Source organism: Paenibacillus sp. F4 (assembly GCF_002894905.1).
Taxonomy (GTDB): Bacteria; Bacillota; Bacilli; order Paenibacillales; family Paenibacillaceae; genus Paenibacillus; species Paenibacillus polymyxa_B.
Map to the genome: position 1 here is coordinate 279,294 of NZ_POVS01000004.1, position 16,492 is coordinate 295,785.

General features: G+C 44.7%; 16 protein-coding genes. 11 read left to right on the forward strand and 5 right to left on the reverse strand.

The genetic code is table 11. The features are described from left to right. Window positions 1-2 precede the first annotated feature (2 nt). Window positions 3-1,235 carry an A/G-specific adenine glycosylase gene (mutY, locus tag C1T21_RS01960; RefSeq protein ID WP_103046989.1) on the forward strand — a complete coding sequence of 411 codons (1,233 nt, stop codon included), beginning with the start codon at window positions 3-5 and terminating at the stop codon, window positions 1,233-1,235. 421 nt (window positions 1,236-1,656) lie between these two features. On the opposite strand, the gene C1T21_RS01965 is transcribed toward mutY, so the two are convergent. Then, window positions 1,657-2,427: an alpha/beta fold hydrolase gene (locus C1T21_RS01965; protein ID WP_103046990.1), complete on the reverse strand. Its 771-nt coding sequence runs from the start codon at window positions 2,425-2,427 to the stop codon at window positions 1,657-1,659. Window positions 2,428-2,596: 169 nt separating this feature from the next. Here C1T21_RS01965 and C1T21_RS01970 point away from each other — a divergent pair, with 169 nt between their 5' ends. Beyond that, window positions 2,597-3,016 carry an Rrf2 family transcriptional regulator gene (locus tag C1T21_RS01970; protein WP_103046991.1) on the forward strand — a complete coding sequence of 140 codons (420 nt, stop codon included), beginning with the start codon at window positions 2,597-2,599 and terminating at the stop codon, window positions 3,014-3,016. Window positions 3,017-3,955: 939 nt separating this feature from the next. Here the strand turns inward: C1T21_RS01970 and C1T21_RS01975 are convergent. Beyond that, window positions 3,956-4,321 (reverse strand): MerR family transcriptional regulator, encoded by a 366-nt coding sequence (locus C1T21_RS01975; RefSeq protein WP_025722641.1) that lies wholly within the window; start codon window positions 4,319-4,321, stop codon window positions 3,956-3,958. Window positions 4,322-4,436: 115 nt separating this feature from the next. On the opposite strand from C1T21_RS01975, the gene C1T21_RS01980 reads away from it, so the two are divergent. Then, window positions 4,437-5,087, forward strand: coding sequence for a nitroreductase family protein (locus tag C1T21_RS01980; RefSeq protein ID WP_025722640.1), 651 nt, complete (start codon window positions 4,437-4,439; stop codon window positions 5,085-5,087). Window positions 5,088-5,268: 181 nt separating this feature from the next. Here the strand turns inward: C1T21_RS01980 and C1T21_RS01985 are convergent, their stop codons facing one another. Beyond that, window positions 5,269-6,090: an AraC family transcriptional regulator gene (locus C1T21_RS01985; protein WP_103046992.1), complete on the reverse strand. Its 822-nt coding sequence runs from the start codon at window positions 6,088-6,090 to the stop codon at window positions 5,269-5,271. A gap of 174 nt (window positions 6,091-6,264) precedes the next feature. Between C1T21_RS01985 and C1T21_RS01990 the strand changes: the two genes are divergently transcribed. Both C1T21_RS01990 and C1T21_RS01995 read left to right on the forward strand, forming a co-directional pair. After that, window positions 6,265-8,457 (forward strand): alpha-galactosidase, encoded by a 2,193-nt coding sequence (locus C1T21_RS01990; protein ID WP_103046993.1) that lies wholly within the window; start codon window positions 6,265-6,267, stop codon window positions 8,455-8,457. A gap of 24 nt (window positions 8,458-8,481) precedes the next feature. Continuing rightward, window positions 8,482-9,915 carry a PTS transporter subunit EIIC gene (locus C1T21_RS01995; protein WP_103046994.1) on the forward strand — a complete coding sequence of 478 codons (1,434 nt, stop codon included), beginning with the start codon at window positions 8,482-8,484 and terminating at the stop codon, window positions 9,913-9,915. 195 nt (window positions 9,916-10,110) lie between these two features. Here the strand turns inward: C1T21_RS01995 and C1T21_RS02000 are convergent, their stop codons facing one another. Further along, a complete protein-coding gene (locus C1T21_RS02000) occupies window positions 10,111-10,602 on the reverse strand; it encodes a DinB family protein (protein WP_103046995.1) in 492 nt (163 codons plus the stop codon). A 136-nt stretch (window positions 10,603-10,738) separates the two neighbouring features. Beyond that, entirely contained in the window at window positions 10,739-11,353 is a 615-nt protein-coding gene (locus tag C1T21_RS02005) for a superoxide dismutase (RefSeq protein WP_023986992.1), read from the reverse strand. A gap of 521 nt (window positions 11,354-11,874) precedes the next feature. Here C1T21_RS02005 and C1T21_RS02010 point away from each other — a divergent pair. The 6 genes from C1T21_RS02010 to folE all read left to right on the forward strand — a co-directional run bounded on the left by C1T21_RS02010 (window position 11,875) and on the right by folE (window position 16,401). Beyond that, window positions 11,875-12,300, forward strand: a complete 426-nt coding sequence (locus C1T21_RS02010; protein ID WP_023986994.1) for a GNAT family N-acetyltransferase — start codon at window positions 11,875-11,877, stop codon at window positions 12,298-12,300. A 131-nt stretch (window positions 12,301-12,431) separates the two neighbouring features. Further along, the gene (gene lepB / locus C1T21_RS02015; protein ID WP_103046996.1) at window positions 12,432-13,016 is read left to right on the forward strand and encodes a signal peptidase I; all 585 of its coding nucleotides are present in this window, start codon (window positions 12,432-12,434) and stop codon (window positions 13,014-13,016) included. 93 nt (window positions 13,017-13,109) lie between these two features. Further along, window positions 13,110-13,547 (forward strand): ribonuclease HI, encoded by a 438-nt coding sequence (gene rnhA, locus C1T21_RS02020; RefSeq protein WP_023986996.1) that lies wholly within the window; start codon window positions 13,110-13,112, stop codon window positions 13,545-13,547. 97 nt (window positions 13,548-13,644) lie between these two features. Further along, window positions 13,645-15,393, forward strand: a complete 1,749-nt coding sequence (gene queG, locus C1T21_RS02025; protein WP_103046997.1) for a tRNA epoxyqueuosine(34) reductase QueG — start codon at window positions 13,645-13,647, stop codon at window positions 15,391-15,393. A gap of 105 nt (window positions 15,394-15,498) precedes the next feature. Beyond that, entirely contained in the window at window positions 15,499-15,753 is a 255-nt protein-coding gene (locus tag C1T21_RS02030) for a YneF family protein (protein WP_013308742.1), read from the forward strand. Window positions 15,754-15,807: 54 nt separating this feature from the next. Continuing rightward, the gene (gene folE, locus C1T21_RS02035) at window positions 15,808-16,401 is read left to right on the forward strand and encodes a GTP cyclohydrolase I FolE (protein WP_013308743.1); all 594 of its coding nucleotides are present in this window, start codon (window positions 15,808-15,810) and stop codon (window positions 16,399-16,401) included. Window positions 16,402-16,492: the final 91 nt, after the last annotated feature.

Genomic DNA, 16,492 nt, shown 5'->3' on the forward strand with positions numbered 1-16,492 from the left:
TGATGACTACAAATACATTGGAACAAAAGCGTTATTTCAGCTTTGAACTGTTGAATTGGTATACACGTAACAAGCGCGATTTGCCGTGGCGCCGCCATCGGAATCCTTTTTATATCTGGATCTCGGAAATTATGCTTCAGCAGACGCGTGTGGATACGGTCATTCCGTATTTTAATCGCTTTATTGCACGTTTTCCTACAATTGAAGCGTTGGCGGAAGCACCCGAGGAGGATGTGCTTAAGCTGTGGGAAGGGCTGGGTTATTATTCGCGGGCCCGGAATTTGCAAACTGCGGCAAAACAAGTAGTTGAGCTTCACGGCGGGCAGGTGCCGGATGATACACAAGCTGTCGCTGCACTGAAAGGAGTAGGCCCGTATACGACGGGGGCGATTATGAGTATCGCCTTCAATCGACCAGAGCCTGCTGTGGACGGGAATGTGATGCGTGTGCTGTCGCGTTATTTTCTCATTGAAGAGGATATTATGAAGGGCAGCACGCGGGCGCATATGGAAAGTCTGGTACGGGAGCTGATTCCCGAAGGAAGGGCCTCTGATTTTAATCAGGCTCTGATGGAACTGGGGGCGCTGGTCTGCACGCCGAAGTCGCCTCATTGTCTGACCTGCCCGGTCATGGAGCATTGCTCGGGCAGGTTGGCAGGCCGCGAGGAGACACTGCCAGTCAAGACCAAGGCGAAGCCGCCGCGGCTGGAGCCGCGTTCCGTAGCCCTCATCGAGGGCAGCGGCGCGAACGCAGGCTGCCTGCTCGTACGACAGCGGCCAGCCAAGGGCCTGTTGGCCCGCATGTGGGAGCTGCCGCATGAGCTTGCCGGGCCGGAGGGCTACAACGGCCCGGTGCCGGATGAGCCCGCCATGGACCATCTGGCGGCTCATTTGCTGGCAGAGGGCGTACTTGCGCGCCCGGTGCGGTTTGTACGTGAGGCGGAGCACACGTTCAGCCACATTCACTGGAACCTGCGTGTGTTCCAGTGTGAAGAGGTCGCCGCCCCTGCCGGGGAGGCGGTAGGACATCCGCTGGCTGCCGAGCAGCGGGCCAGCTATAGCACCGGAGCGAAGCCGGGTGCATTGATTACGCTGGCTGAGCAGGCGGAGCACACGCGCAATGTGCTGCCAGCGGGATACCGCTGGATCAGCGAAGCGGATATGGCCACCTTGGCGTTTCCCAAGGTGTTCCTCGATCTGATCACCGAGTATTATACGAAGCAAAAAGGGAACTGATGTTAATTGAATAGCTGTCAGCCAAAAAATAAAGTATTAGACTGAGCCTAGAAAATGGAAACAGCGACAACCAAGGACGAGAAAATAAAGTCCTAGACTGTCGCTGTTTCCATTGAACTAACGTTTCCCGTTAGCTTAATGAGATTACACTTAACCCTTTTTCTTTTTCTCATGACGGATTGTAATATGAAGTGTAACACCTGCTTGAAAGAAAAAAAGAGCCCTGGCCGGATTCGTGTAAAATGAAGGTTCCTACACCAACAGGGGAAAAGTGTCGAGTCATCACGAAGGAACGGAAGGTATCTATCGACGATCTGCTGTGAACTGAAATGCGCTGATTCATTCCATTCCTATCAGGTAGGCCAAGCCCATATCCCTTGATTCTAAGACTCTAGAAGTCTTGACTAAAACACTTTAAGGATCACTCGGATAGAAATCTGGAAATTTTCTCACAGAGGCGGTCAGGTACTTCCAAAGGAGAAAGATGGCCGGTTTGAGAAATAACATGTAGTTCTGCATGAGGTATACGTGGCAATAATTCACTTGTCATACTTTCTAATCGATCCACGGGATCAGATTCTCCTGCTAGAACTAGTGTGGGTACATTGATGTTTTTCACTTCTGCAGATATGTCCTCTTGCATGGCAGTTTTTGGCCATGCTGCACGAGCTAACGGTGCACTGTTTTGCATATCTTCAAGCACCATTTCGCGAATATGTTCTTCTAAAGGCAGTAACGCAAGATTACTAAGAGCAATCTCTGCCCCCTCACGATTATCATAAAAATGCACCATTGCATTCCTTAGTTCTTGTGGCATATTTTGAGGACTTGGAGGAGATGGTGCAACTAAGATTAAGGCTTCTAAACCAGAAGGATTACGCGAGGCCAATAACTGTGCTGCTTTGCCACCCATGGAATGTCCAACAAGCACATAACGTTTCAAACCAAGCTCTTGAATAAGAGCATGTGCATCATCAGCCAGGTCTTCAATCGTATAAGATGTAGCAGACTTATCAGAGCTCCCCCATCCGCGTTGGTCATAAGCTATACAACGGTGTTCTTCTTTTAAAACGTCAATCATTTTACTCCAGGTTCGTGTTGACCCTCCGTAAAAGTGCAAAAACACAAGCGCGGTATCTCCTTGTCCTTGTTCTTCAACATGAAGATCGAGTCCATTTACATGATAGAACATCAAAATCACTCCTTATAGTATCAGTAACAGTTACTGTTACTGATACTTTTTATAAGACATCAGGTCATCAATTAAATGTCAATTTTCTTGTAACATTTTTAGTTTGATTTGGCTCTTGAAAATCAATACACTAAAATAAGCATGAATAAGAAAGAAGGGCCGTGCAAAAATGGGAAATCGAAGCCAACAGTTCTCTGTAGCCGTTCATATCTTATGCTTTCTTGAATTCAATAAAAACGGACGAACCACATCGGAATTACTTGCGATGAGTGTGAACGCGAATTCGGCAGTTATTCGCAGAATTATGAGAAAACTAACTAAAACAGGTCTTATTACATCCACGCTTGGAACCAATGCAGCGATACGGCTTGCAAAAAATGCAAATGACATTACACTATTGGATGTATACCGTGCTACTGTTGAAGATCATCAAGAGTTTTTTATCATTCACCAAAATACAAATCCCACGTGTCCGGTGGGAAGTAAAATGCCTCATTTATTAGATGGAGTATACTCTCAAGTGCAAGCGACCATGGAAAACGAATTGTCAGGCATTACAATAGAACATCTGGTCGAGGATGGAATTTAGAAACGAGGGGAATATCGTCAATAAAGGGGTTAATTCAAGGTGATTCAGTTTGAAATTTTAAAACTGTTGATAAAGAGGTAACCCACTTTGCCCTCCACGCTAGCGACCTAATGTCAGAACGTCTAGCTTGGAGGTGACTTACTCTAAATTTCTAAGAAACAATATGGATGCAAACATGGAGTTAAGTCAACGAACCAAGTTCCGTTTGGAAATGGGGCCAACAAACAGTGCCGAAACTACGCTCATATGATCCCCGTCAAAGTTTCTTTCAGTAATAACATCTTCTATTATTGACCTATAGTTCCTCGTTTATAATTGAAGTACTACACTTTATTCCTCGATAAAAATTCTCTTTACTACAGCTCAAATCGTCGTCGGAAAACATTGAACAAAAGCAGCCGATCGACGTGATCGGCTGCTTTCGTGATTTCATTGGGTTATCGTTTCCTAGTTCAATTCCATCAGTATTTGATTTGCGTAAGAATCCCACTCTACAGTGGGAATAGATGACTGTTTCGCAGTCTCACGGAATTTTTCCTGATCCTCTAAGTACTGTAAACACGCTTCCTTTACCGTGGAATGATTTTTTTAGCACATACGATTTCTACGCTTCGCTTCGACTTTCAATAAATCTGGACTCAACTACATCTGCTGACAAAGGTTAAGAGTATACATTTTCATTCAGTCTTACTAGACGTTTTTTCAGCGTGGTGTGTTTGACTATGTAATCTCTTTGCTGCAGAAAATACTGATGTTTTTCCTGCGCAAGATAACCAATCGATAATTACTCCTCGAACCATAAAGTCGCCTCCTCAAAGTATTATCGCCTGCCCGTTAGCAGAACGACGGCAACCGATTCTATGTTGGCTGCCGTCGTTTTATGATAAGTCCAATAGTAGGACCTTCCAGAGGCTTGACCTCAATATATGTGTCCTAACATTAATATTTCCCAAACCCTTTTTCGCAAGTAATATCCGACGTGAGAATGTCATACAGGTTTTGCTTGGATTCATCTAATTTTTGTTGAACGGCTTCAATCTCCGAAATTTTTTTTTGTATCAGCTTTACATGCTCATCCTTCGATATTCCGTTTTTCGAGATCATGGATTGGATATCCCTAATCGAAAAGCCAACTGCCAAACAATGTTTAACAACGTTCAAATGATGAATGATGTCTGAAGTATATACCCGATAATTATTTTGATCCCTTAATACGTATTCATCCGTGATAATGCCTATTTGCTCATAATAACGGATCGTTGAAATCGGAAGATCAATACTTCTTGCTACTTCACTTATCTTCATAACCATCACCCCGTTTTTATCGCTTGCTATAAAGTATACTTTATAGTTTACCATCTTGCTAGTAATGATGAGTAACATCATTTCCAAACTCAACCGAAAAAGGAGAGAAAACTGCATGAGTATCCATACAGGAAACTACCACAAAACAAACGACTTCAACAAAATTGTTTTGGAACGTCGTTCCGTTAAAGTCTACGATCCCGAAGTGAAAATCAGTCGGGAGGAAATGAGCGAAATTTTAGCGGAAGCTTCCCGTGCCCCATCTGCCATAAACATGCAACCCTGGCGTTTCCTTGTGATCGACAGCGACGAAGGAAAAGAAAAACTTGCGCCACTAGCCTCCTTCAACCAGACACAAGTTTTGACATCTTCGGCTATCATTGCGGTATTTTATGACGCTAACAATGTTGCATATATGGACGAGATTTTCTATAAAGCAGTAGAACTTGGCTACATGCCGCAGGACATCAAGGACATGCAATTGCAGCAGACCAGGTCGTATTATGCGAGCCTGACTCCATCTGCTTTGCGCGACATAAACATGCTAGACTCTGGTCTTGTTTCGATGCAGCTGATGCTTGTAGCTCGTGCCCACGGCTATGACACCAATCCAATGGCGGGTTACGACAAGGAACGAATCGCGGAGGTTTTTAACATGAACAAAGAGCGCTTCCAGCCGGTCATGCTGCTTTCGATTGGTAAAGCGAGTAAAGAAGGCCATCCATCCTACCGTTTACCAGTAGATACGATTACCAGTTGGGCTTGAGCGAATTTTTGAGGGATTGGATGTAGAGCGAAAAACAATATCAGTCTAATACTTTATTTTTCAGTCTAGAACTTTATTTTCTTTGACAATAGCGGCAGTATGGACATGAGGTTGATCCATGCTGCCGCTATTTTTCTGTTTTTGGAATGAATATGCCTAATTTAGTTGCGAACGAAGCGTGTTATTTTTGGGGATTTTTTCGGTATTCGGATGGAGTCACCTTGTTGACCGTTTTGAACATTTTGGAGAATAGGAGTACATCCTTATACCCTACAGACCGAGCAATATCCCCGATTTTAAGGGAAGTATTTCTTAATAGGGAGCACGATTTTTCGATCCTCAAATGCAATAAAAATTCCTGCGGTGACTTATTTAGTTGCTGTTTAAATAAACGATGCAAATACGAACGGTCAATTGAAATGTACTTGGCAATGTCACTTACGGTAATGAAGTGTGAATAGTTTTGCTGAATGAAGAGAAGCGCTTCTTTAATATACCGCTGCTGTCTTACCTCAGGGTTGACTTCCTGATTAGGGTAATGTTCAAACATCAGATACAGAAATTCGTACAGCTTGGATGCAAGCAGCAGGTCTTTGTTGGATTTCAGTGTAGAAGAAACGACGATGCTTTCCATACAGCGGGCAAGGCTGCCCTCCGCTTCAAACCAGAAAATGGGATTGTCCCTATTGATACAGGTCCGGCTTAGATATTCTTTTGCTTGCACCCCATTAAAACCAATCCAGATATATTCCCATGGGTCGACTTCATCTGCTTCGTAGTAAATTAAAACCTTCGGCTCAATAAAAAAAGCATCGTTTTTCTCCAAATGATAGATTTTATCGTTGACTTTAAAGATCCCTTTTCCTTTTAAAATATAATGCACCATATACCCGCTTCGAATGGCTGGACCATAAGAGTGTTTGCTGGTACAGCTTTCTTTGCCACATGTGTATAAATTGAGATCCAGGTTGTTATAGGAATGATTGGAAAAGTGTGAACTCATTTGTTTTCACCCCTTAATTCATCTCTGCATATTATCACACCGTTTCATATAGAGTCTACATTATTCCATATAATTATTGAAATAATTCAATTATTATTAGGATGTAAACAATAAGTAAACAACATAATTTATAGTTTTTGGAAATCGTACTATTGGCTCTATAAGGGGGTTGCTATGGCTATACACATCGATAAAGAGAAGCTTTTATTCCATTTACAAGGCAGCAATACGAGTTATGTCATGCAGGTTATACGAGATGGTTATTTAGCCCATCTATATTGGGGAAAGAAAATTCGGAACTATCGGGGAAGCAATAAAATCATCTTTATGGATAGAGGATTTTCACCCAATCCGGATGGCGAGGATCGAGCCTTTTCACTGGATACCATCCCACAAGAATACCCGTCATTTGGAAATAGTGATTTCAGAATTCCTGCGTATCAGCTTCAATTGGAGAATGGTTCTACCGTGACAGATTTTCGGTATAAAGAACATCGGGTTTACCAAGGCAAACCAAAATTGAAAGGGCTTCCTTCTACTTATGCAGAGGATGATGGCGAAGTAGAAACCCTGGAAATCGTCCTTGAAGACCCATTAATTGATGTAAAGATTGTACTATCCTATAGCCTATATCAAAAGCGGGATGTCATTACTCGTTCAGTCCGTTTCGATAATGAAGGTCGGCAGCAGCTAAAACTGCTTAGAGCGTTAAGTGCTAGTGTGGATTTTCGTGATGATGAATACGAACTAATTACCTTGTACGGTGCGCATAATAATGAAAAAAATATAGCAAGGCGAAAAATTTTACCCGGAATTCAAATGGTAGACAGCTGCCGTGGAGCTAGTAGCCCTCAACAGGCACCCTTTATGGCACTTGTAAGAGAAGGGACAGATGAAGAACAGGGTGAAGTGTACGCCTTTAATCTGGTGTACAGCGGGAACTTTACGGCCCAGACTCAGGTAGATTCCTATCGGAACACAAGAGTCACCATGGGGATTAATCCTTTTGATTTTACATGGCTGCTTGAACCGGAGGAATCGTTCCAAACGCCTGAAGTGGTCATGGTATACAGCGAAAATGGCTTGGGCGGCATGTCGAGAATTTATCATGAATTATACAGGAACAGATTATGTCGTGGGCCTTTTCGTGACAAAGAGCGGCCGATCCTGATTAATAACTGGGAAGCCACTTACTTTAACTTTGATGCTGACAAGATTGAGCAGTTGGCGAAGGAAGCTCAAAGTGTAGGAGTGGAGCTGTTTGTATTGGATGATGGGTGGTTTGGAAAACGGGATGATGACAATACTTCATTAGGCGATTGGGTGGTGGATCGTCGCAAACTTCCAGATGGATTGCCGGATCTTGCAAACCGCATACGAAATCTGGGTCTGGAGTTTGGTTTGTGGTTTGAACCTGAAATGGTATCCATAGACAGCGATTTATACAGAAAGCATCCCGATTGGTGTATCCATGTCCCCGATCGTCCGTATACGTTGGGAAGAAATCAGCTGATGTTGGATTTATCAAGGAAGGAAGTGTGTGAGTACATTATTAAGTCGGTTTCCGATATTTTATCGGACGTTCCGATTACTTATGTAAAATGGGACATGAATCGTCACATGACGGATGTGGGTTCGGCAGCCTTGCCACCTGAGAGACAAAGGGAGACTTCGCATCGTTATATCCTGGGACTCTATAATATTATGGAAGAGCTTACATCAAAGTTTCCCCATGTCTTATTTGAGAGCTGTTCTAGTGGAGGAGGCCGTTTTGATGCCGGCATGCTCTATTACATGCCTCAGACCTGGACGAGTGACAATACGGATGCCATTTGCCGACTGAAGATTCAATGGGGAACAAGTCTTGTCTACCCTCCGATTACTATGGGGGCACACGTCTCCACGGTACCCAACCATCAAGTGGGTAGAATAACTCCCTTGGAGACAAGAGGTTATGTCGCCATGGCCGGTAATTTTGGATATGAGCTGGATCTGACGACATTAACCGTTGAGGAAAAAGAAATAGTAAAAAAACAGATAGCTCTATATAAAGAAATTAGATCGCTCATTCAATTTGGGAAGTTTTACAGAATAATTAATCCGTTTGATGAAAATGAAGCCGCATGGAACTTTGTGTCGGAAGATCAAACGGAAATGGCGGCCAGCTATTTCAAGGTTTTATCCCAACCCGCAGCCGCGATTAAAACGTTAAAATTCAAAGGTTTGAATCCAGACTACGTTTATAGAAATGTAGAAACCGGTGAGCTGTTCGGCGGTGATGAATTAATGCATGTCGGCATAACGCTTGCCAGGGTAAAGCAGGACTTTTTAGGCATGTTCTGGAGATTTGTTAAAGAAGACATCTGATTCAGCTAGAGGGGGTTTTACTAGATGGAAGCAAAAGAAAAGCAGTATAAGCAAATTTCTCAAGAAATTTTAAAATATATCGGTGGTGAAGACAACATTATCGGTGTGGCCCATTGTGCCACAAGATTAAGAATTGTACTTGAGGACAATGAAAAAGCGGAATTAAAAAAGATTGAAGATATTGATCTGGTTAAAGGCGTTTTCATAGCGGGGGATCAACTACAGATCATTTTTGGAGCAGGGTTGGTCAATAATATCTATGCCGTATTTTCCAAACTGACCGGAACGGAAGATATGTCATTAAGTGATGTCAAAACGAAGTCCGCACAAAGGCAAAATCCTTTTCAAAAAGCCATTAAATCGCTGTCAGATGTCTTCATTGAGATCATGCCGGGAATTCTTGCCGCCGCATTGTTAATGGGGATAACCGGACTATTAGGTCAGAAGGGGTTATTCGGTCCTAAATCGATTGTGGAGATGTATCCAATTTTTCAAGGGATCAATCGCTTCGTTCAAATCGTTTCTACGGGTATTTTCACCATCCTGCCGCTACTTGTTGTTTATTCTGCAACCAAGAGATATGGCGGTCGTCCGATTCTGGGGCTTGTGCTGGGTGCAATTATGCTTCATCCAGCCCTGGCGGATGCCTTTGAGGTAGCTAAAGGGAGTCAAAACCCGGAATCGATCAGTCTTTTCGGCCTTCCCGTACAGTTGGTTGGATTTCAGGGTGGTATTATTATTGCTCTAATGATGGGATATGTGGTAGCCAAGTTGGATCAGTTTTTTAACAAAAAGGTTCCGGACATGATTAAACTATTTTTGGCACCGTTGCTGACGGTCTTTGTTTCTTCCCTGCTATTGTTTACCATTATCGGCCCTCTTGGGCGAGAGTTAGCTAGTCTGGTGACTGTTTCGCTGCTTTGGATGACGCAAAACCTAGGAATATTCGGTTTTATGTTTTTTGCAGGCATTCAGCAGATCATTGTTATTACAGGCTTACATCATGTTATGGGTGCGGTAGAAGCGCAGCTGTTAACCGATACAGGCAGAAATTTTATCAACCCGTTGGCATCAGTAGCTTTGATGGCTCAAGGGGGCGCCGTTTTGGGGTATATTCTTTTGAATCGCAAAGACACCAAGGTTAAAGAAATGGGTTACTCTGCATTCGGGTCTGTACTTTTTGGAATCTCGGAACCAGCGATCTTCGGGGTCACTTTAAAGTATAAGTTCCCCTTGGTTGCTGGATGCCTTGGAGGAATGATTGCGGGAGCATATGTATATTTAAGCAAGCTGACAGCCATAGGATTCGGAACCACGGCTCTTCCTGGCTTTGCAATTGCAGCGTCAGAGAACCATGGTCATATGAATTATCTTATCGCTCATCTTATTGCCCTGTTATGTGGAGCATTATTTACATTGGCTTACGGTGCTTTCAAGAGCAAGGGGTCAACAGTCTGAACCAAGAGAATATTGATTAGGTTGAAAAAACTTAATCAGTTACAATCAAGATTTTATGAAAACGGTTAAAAAAAGAGAATATTCGTGGAATAGACAAGAGAGTATAGATGAAAAAGTAAAAGAGCCGTCCTTAGTCGTTAAAAATGACAGGGGACGGCTCTGAGTCACATGAATATACTTGTATGTTCGTTAAAGCTAATCGATTCCACCATCGCTTTCAATCAGCCCTTTGCCGATTACATTGGCCGAAACCGGAGGCTTGCCGAGCTCCCGAGACCATATGGACAACTGCCCAATATGGTGGATTTGGTGGGCAATGACATGGCGCATCACCTCGCCCCAGGCATCAATTACAATTCTGCCGTCCGGGAGGTGATCTTCAAACCTTTTCCGTTCCAGACCATCATGCCAGGCGAGCACGAACGGCTCGACATCGAGTCGAAACTTTGCATCCAGCTCACGGACTTTGTCGAGCGTATCATACAGAGAGAAGTCTTCCTGAAAGTCGGGTTTGCCCTGAATCGTTTGAATCCAGCTCCACTCCACATCAACGATATGAAAGAGTGTCTTTAGAATGCCGCCGACTCCGCCGACGCGTTGTTTCAGTAATTCCTCCTGCGTCACCTCTTGACACCAGCGGTACCATTGTTCCCGAATCATCCAGTTGTAACGAAAAAAAGTCTGCATCCATCAACCTCCAGGGACTATATTTAAGAATCATCTCCACCAGTTTACTATGGAATGCCAAAAGGGCTGTCTCATTCGTAGAAAATCTACTTTTGAGACAGCCCTTAACTATTAGGATAGAGATGTTGTTACTGGCTTATTTCTTTGCAGCCGCGTAACGTTTGTTTACTTCATCCCAGTTGATTACATTGTAGAATGCTGCAATGTAGTCTGGGCGTTTGTTTTGATATTTCAGGTAGTAAGCATGCTCCCAAACGTCCAGTCCAAGTACCGGAGTCAGACCTTCGGACAGCGGGCTATCCTGGTTTGGAGTGCTAGTGATCGCCAGTTTGCCGTCTTTGCCAACAACCAACCAAGCCCAGCCGCTACCAAAACGTGTTGTAGCTGCTTTAGTGAAGTCTTCTTTAAATTTGTCGTAGCCGCCCAGCTCGTTGCTGATTGCTTCAGCAATAGCACCTGTCGGTTGTCCGCCGCCGTTAGGGCCGATAACTTCCCAGAACAGGCTGTGGTTGTGGTGTCCACCACCGTTATTGCGAACCGCAGTGCGGATGCTTTCAGGAACGCTGTCCAGATTGGAGATTAGATCTTCCAGACTTTTGCTTTGCAGTTCAGGAGCGCTCTCCAGAGCTGCGTTTAAGTTCGTTACATATGTGTTATGGTGACGATCATGGTGAATTTCTACTGTCAGTGCATCAATGTGCGGTTCCAGTGCGTCTTTTGCGTAAGGAAGTTCTGGTAATTGAAATGCCATAGTAAAATCCCTCCTGGTTATATGGTTGGGTAAGTGTTCCTATGTAATAATACCCTCGATAGTTATATTAAACCGCATTCAGCCTATTTTATCAACATTTTTGTTTGTAAAATAGCAAACTGGGCAATACGGCCTGGTAGCTAGCATGTCCAAAAACCCGATTGGAATACACAATACATAGGTAATAAGAGGTAAATTGTGAACTTTAAAATGTAAACGCTTTATATACAGCGCTTACATGAGAAAAAGGGATGTATTCCATCAAAAAGTATGGTTTAATGGTCAAGGAAGCAGAAATTTCGGCTTTTTTGTCGTCTGCTATAATCTGTCATGTCTATGACATGACGAACTTGAGGGCGTACACCCTTTTCCTGTTCTTCATTTCATATATAGCAGATCGTATGCATTTTTATCATAATGCCTTGTGATTAACACCATGATAAGAAATTTAAGGATTTATGTAAAAATGACGGTGCTGTCTCAATTTTTTTATTATGCTTACGAAAAGGGAGATATTACTTATGCACGTTCGTTCCTTTCAATTAAGTGATGTGAACTCAGTAACGGAACTCATGCAAATTGCCTTGTCAGAGGAGTGCTACAAAGAGACGGTGAGTGCGTTTGCCCGTCAGCTTTCGTGGGATTCCGGTTTGATCATCGTTGCAGAAGAAGAGGGTGAGATCGTTGGTGCTTTGATCGGCACGATCGATCAGAATGATGGTTGTTACTATCGTATCGCTATTCACCCGGATCGTCGTCGGATGGGAATCGGCAAATCGCTTGTGGAGTCCATGGAGCAGCGTTTTCAGCAACGTAAGGTTAGCCGTATTTGGGTAGCAGGGGACAAGCATAACAGTGCGGCCATGCCTTTGTACGAAGCGATGGGCTATGGAGCAAGCCAGATTTTACAGGCTTTTCAGAAGCTGAGTATTTTGGCGCCTCATTAATCGGGAATCGAAATAAAGAGAATTGAATAACATTAAGTATAATATTTACATTTAGAGCATATCTGAGTAACCGTTGCAATCGGGTACGGGATATGCTTTTCTATTTATAACAGGGTTGAGGAGGTTTAATAATGGACGCTTTGGCTCCTTCGTCAGGCCCGCTTCCCTCGCCGGAAACGTCCAAACCATCAGGTCGCTCTGGTTACATACGCGATTGGTTAGTCACCCTGCTGATCGGCATGGTCGTCTTGCTGCTTCTGAACCTGTTCGTATTTAATTTGTCCACGGTCAGAGGACATTCGATGCAGCCGACGCTAATGGAAAGCCAGCATTTGTTCGTTAACAAGCTGGTTTATAATTTTCATGATCCGGGCAGGGGGGACATTGTGATTTTAAAAGATCCCGATTCCAAACTGTCGAGCCCAAGATTTTTAGTGAAAAGAGTCATAGGTATTCCGGGAGATGTAATCCGGGTTGAGCATAATCATTTGTATGTGAACGGTAAGCTGCTAAATGAACCTTACACCAACTCGGACGTGGAGGATGGTGATTATGGTCCTTTTACGGTGGAGCCGGAGCACTTTTTTGTCATGGGAGATAATCGCCATACTGCAGCAAGCAAGGATAGCCGCTATTTTGGCAGCATTAAATCTCAAGATTTACTGGGACGTGCAGAATTTATATTTTGGCCGATATCTGAGTGGAAATGGCTATAGAGCAACTATAGTTTGAAATTAATGCGGAACACGTCCGAACCGATCAGGACCATGACGGAGCAGGCGGTTACCGATGAGGAAAGGAAGAGGATGATGAAAGAAGTGATGGTATATACCGACGGTGCTTGTTCGGGAAATCCGGGTCCTGGGGGCTGGGGAATCGTTTTGCTGTATGGGGAGCATCGTAAGGAGCTGTCAGGTGCCGAGAAAATGACGACAAACAACCGTATGGAGATCAAGTCCGTGATTGAAGCACTGAAGCTGCTCAAGGAGCCTTGCCATGTGAAAGTACACAGTGACTCTGCCTATGTCGTCAATTGCTTCAAACAGGGCTGGATTAAGAATTGGCTTCGTAATGGCTGGCGCAACAGTAAAAATCAGCCGGTGGAGAACAAGGAACTATGGGAAGAACTGTGGGAACTGATGGGTAAGCATGAGGTTGAATATGTGAAGGTTAAGGGGCACAGTGACAACGAACTGAATAATCGCTGTGATTTTCTAGCGACCAGTGCTGTTAAAAATTTACGGTAGCATCTGCTGCTATTTTCTGTTGAAATTTGAGATATGAGGATTTTGCAAAATCCTCATATCAGTAATTATAAAAAAGTGGAAGAGAGGTGAGTATCGGATGCAACGCGGACTGACTCGGGCGGCTGCCGGAACCGCTTCGACTTGGGCTTCGCTCAAGCAGGAAATTATTGAGGCGGCTCCAGGGCTGGGTATCGACTCCATCGGGTTCGCATCCGCCGACCCCTTTCTGTCTCTGAAAGCTATATTGGAAGAGCATCGGGCTAAAGGCTATGAATCTGGTTTTGAGGAGCCGGATATTGATAAGCGGATCTACCCGGAGCTGTATGGCTCACAGCCAGCATCTTTGATTGCCATTGCGGTGGCGTATCCTTCCAAAATGAAGGACCCGCCGAAGTCGGACAAGGGGAAGTACCGTGGTATTTTGGCGCGTTCAGCCTGGGGGAAAGATTATCATCTGGTACTGCGCGAAGCGATGGAAAAGCTTGAGGCTTTTATAAGTGAGCGGGTGCCTGATGCCATATTGAAAAACATGGTGGATACCGGAGAACTGTCGGATCGAGCCGTTGCGGAACGCGCAGGGATTGGTTTTAGCGGCAAAAATACGATGATGATTTCACCGACGCTGGGATCATGGATTTATCTAGGTGAGCTGTTGACGAACATTCCTTTCGAGCCAGATGAACCGGTAACGGATGGTTGCGGCGAGTGTACCAAATGTTTGGATGCCTGTCCTACGGGCGCGCTTGTGGGTCCTGGACAGCTGAATGCCCAGCGGTGTGTGTCCTTTTTGACGCAAACCAAGGGCTTTCTGGATGAGGAGTTTATGCGGAAGATAGGGAATCGGCTGTACGGATGTGATACCTGCCAAATGGTATGCCCCAAAAATCGGGGTCTCAACTGGGATCACCATCCCGAGCTTACACCCGATCCTGAAATTGTGAAGCCGTTGCTGCTGCCGTTATTGGATTTGAGCAACCGTGAATTTAAAGATCGATTCGGTCAAAGTGCGGCGGCTTGGCGGGGGAAGAAGCCGATTCAACGCAATGCGGTCATTGGACTGGGCAATTTCAAGGATATCAGCGCGGTGCCCAAATTAACGGAGGTTTTATTGGATGATCCGCGTCCTGAGCTTAGAGGCACGGCGGCGTGGGCTTTGAGTCGAATAGGAGGGGAAAACGCTATGACAGCGATCAAGCAAGCATCAGAGAAGGAACAACATGAGCAAGTACGCGAAATGATCGCACAAGCGCATTCCAAACTGGAGGAACAAAAGCAGGCAGAACAGCAAAAGGATTCTGAATTATCAAAATCAAAAGTAACGGCCGAGAACTCGCAGGGTCCAACTACGATTTATTATGATGAAATGGAGACACCTGTGGGCACTTTGACGCTGTGCGCTACAGATCGGGGGCTGTGCCGAATAGACTATGGCGTTTTTCATGCAAGGGAAGCACTGCTTCAGCAATGGGCCCGGACATGGATTGGGGAATATGTCTATGTGCAGGAACCTGACAAACTGCGCGAAGCCGCAGATCAACTGCGTGAATATTTTGCGGGAGAACGACGGGAATTTAGTATAGCCTATGATTTGAGAGGGACTCCTTTTCAAGAACAGGTATGGCGTGCACTGCAAAATATTCCGTACGGGCAAAGTGTGTCCTACAAAGATATTGCGGAATCGATCGGCCGAGCCAAGGCGGTACGTGCTGTTGGGGAAGCCAATAACAAAAATCCGTTACCCATCCTGTTTCCATGTCATCGGGTATCGGGTGAAAACGGAAGTTTGGTCGGTTATGCTGGAGGCTTGCCAGTCAAGACGAAGCTGCTGGATTTGGAGAAACAATAAGGACATATGTTTGCAAAAAGTGATTTGCTAGCTGTCCCATGTTTTGCTATGATAGGTTCGTGCAATTCAAGATGTTTCATATAAATATACAGAGGTGACGACTTCGTGGTGTGGAATATTGTCATTCCGATTATTACCCTGATTGCTGGTTTGGTTGGGGGATTTTTCATCGGTGCTTATTATCTTCGTAAACAGCTTGAAAAGATGCAAAACGACCCTGAAACGCTGCAAAAAATGGCCAAACAGATGGGTTACAACCTGAATGGGAAACAAATGCAAAAAGCCCAGCAGATGATGAAGAACCAACAGTTCTCCAAAAATCAGCCTGGTCCGCGTAAAAATCAGGGCCGTCGGAAATAATGAGCAACGTGAGCACGGATGCCGCATGAGGTTGCTGCATAGAGGAGGATTACTGTGGCTGGCGTAAAAGATTATATTAACCGCAAAGCTGCGGATAACCGGGATAAAATCGAGTACCATGTGGAGCAGATTTTACAACTGATCGGTGAGGACCCCAAGCGTGAAGGGTTATTGGAAACACCGGCACGCGTTGCGCGCATGTATGAGGAAATATTTGCGGGTTATGAGGTTGATCCCCGGGATGCGTTGGGTGTGACATTTGACGAGAATCACGAGGAGCTTGTGATCGTGAAGGACATCGTTTATTACAGCCAGTGTGAGCACCATATGGCTCCTTTCTTCGGAAAAGTGCATATCGGCTATGTACCCAGCGGCAAAATTGTAGGATTGAGCAAGCTTGCACGTCTGGTAGAGGCAGTGACCCGCCGATTGCAGGTACAGGAGCGTATTACATCACAGATCGCTGATATTTTAAATGAAGCAGTCTCCGCTCACGGGGTTATGGTGGTCGTGGAAGGCGAGCACCTGTGCATGTGTGCAAGAGGTGTCAAAAAGCCTGGTAGCAAAACAGTAACGTCTGCGGTACGCGGTACGTTTCGTGATGATGCAGCGCAGCGCGCAGAATTTCTGTCGCTGCTCAAGGATTGATCGAACATCGCAAGACGTTTATGTGATGAACAAAAAAAGGGTGGTTTACGCATAGGCGTAGCCACCTTTTTTTGTTAACATCAGAAATAGA

Coding starts and splice junctions, on each gene's coding strand:
- C1T21_RS01980 (WP_025722640.1), top strand. CDS start 4,437: ATGAGTATCCATACAGGAAACTACCACAAAACAAACGACTTCAACAAA.
- C1T21_RS01970 (WP_103046991.1), top strand. CDS start 2,597: ATGGGAAATCGAAGCCAACAGTTCTCTGTAGCCGTTCATATCTTATGC.
- C1T21_RS01990 (WP_103046993.1), top strand. CDS start 6,265: ATGGCTATACACATCGATAAAGAGAAGCTTTTATTCCATTTACAAGGC.
- C1T21_RS01965 (WP_103046990.1), bottom strand. CDS start 2,427: ATGTTCTATCATGTAAATGGACTCGATCTTCATGTTGAAGAACAAGGA.
- rnhA (WP_023986996.1), top strand. CDS start 13,110: ATGAAAGAAGTGATGGTATATACCGACGGTGCTTGTTCGGGAAATCCG.
- queG (WP_103046997.1), top strand. CDS start 13,645: ATGCAACGCGGACTGACTCGGGCGGCTGCCGGAACCGCTTCGACTTGG.
- C1T21_RS01995 (WP_103046994.1), top strand. CDS start 8,482: ATGGAAGCAAAAGAAAAGCAGTATAAGCAAATTTCTCAAGAAATTTTA.
- mutY (WP_103046989.1), top strand. CDS start 3: ATGACTACAAATACATTGGAACAAAAGCGTTATTTCAGCTTTGAACTG.
- lepB (WP_103046996.1), top strand. CDS start 12,432: ATGGACGCTTTGGCTCCTTCGTCAGGCCCGCTTCCCTCGCCGGAAACG.
- C1T21_RS01985 (WP_103046992.1), bottom strand. CDS start 6,090: ATGAGTTCACACTTTTCCAATCATTCCTATAACAACCTGGATCTCAAT.
- C1T21_RS02005 (WP_023986992.1), bottom strand. CDS start 11,353: ATGGCATTTCAATTACCAGAACTTCCTTACGCAAAAGACGCACTGGAA.
- C1T21_RS02010 (WP_023986994.1), top strand. CDS start 11,875: ATGCACGTTCGTTCCTTTCAATTAAGTGATGTGAACTCAGTAACGGAA.
- C1T21_RS01975 (WP_025722641.1), bottom strand. CDS start 4,321: ATGAAGATAAGTGAAGTAGCAAGAAGTATTGATCTTCCGATTTCAACG.
- C1T21_RS02000 (WP_103046995.1), bottom strand. CDS start 10,602: ATGCAGACTTTTTTTCGTTACAACTGGATGATTCGGGAACAATGGTAC.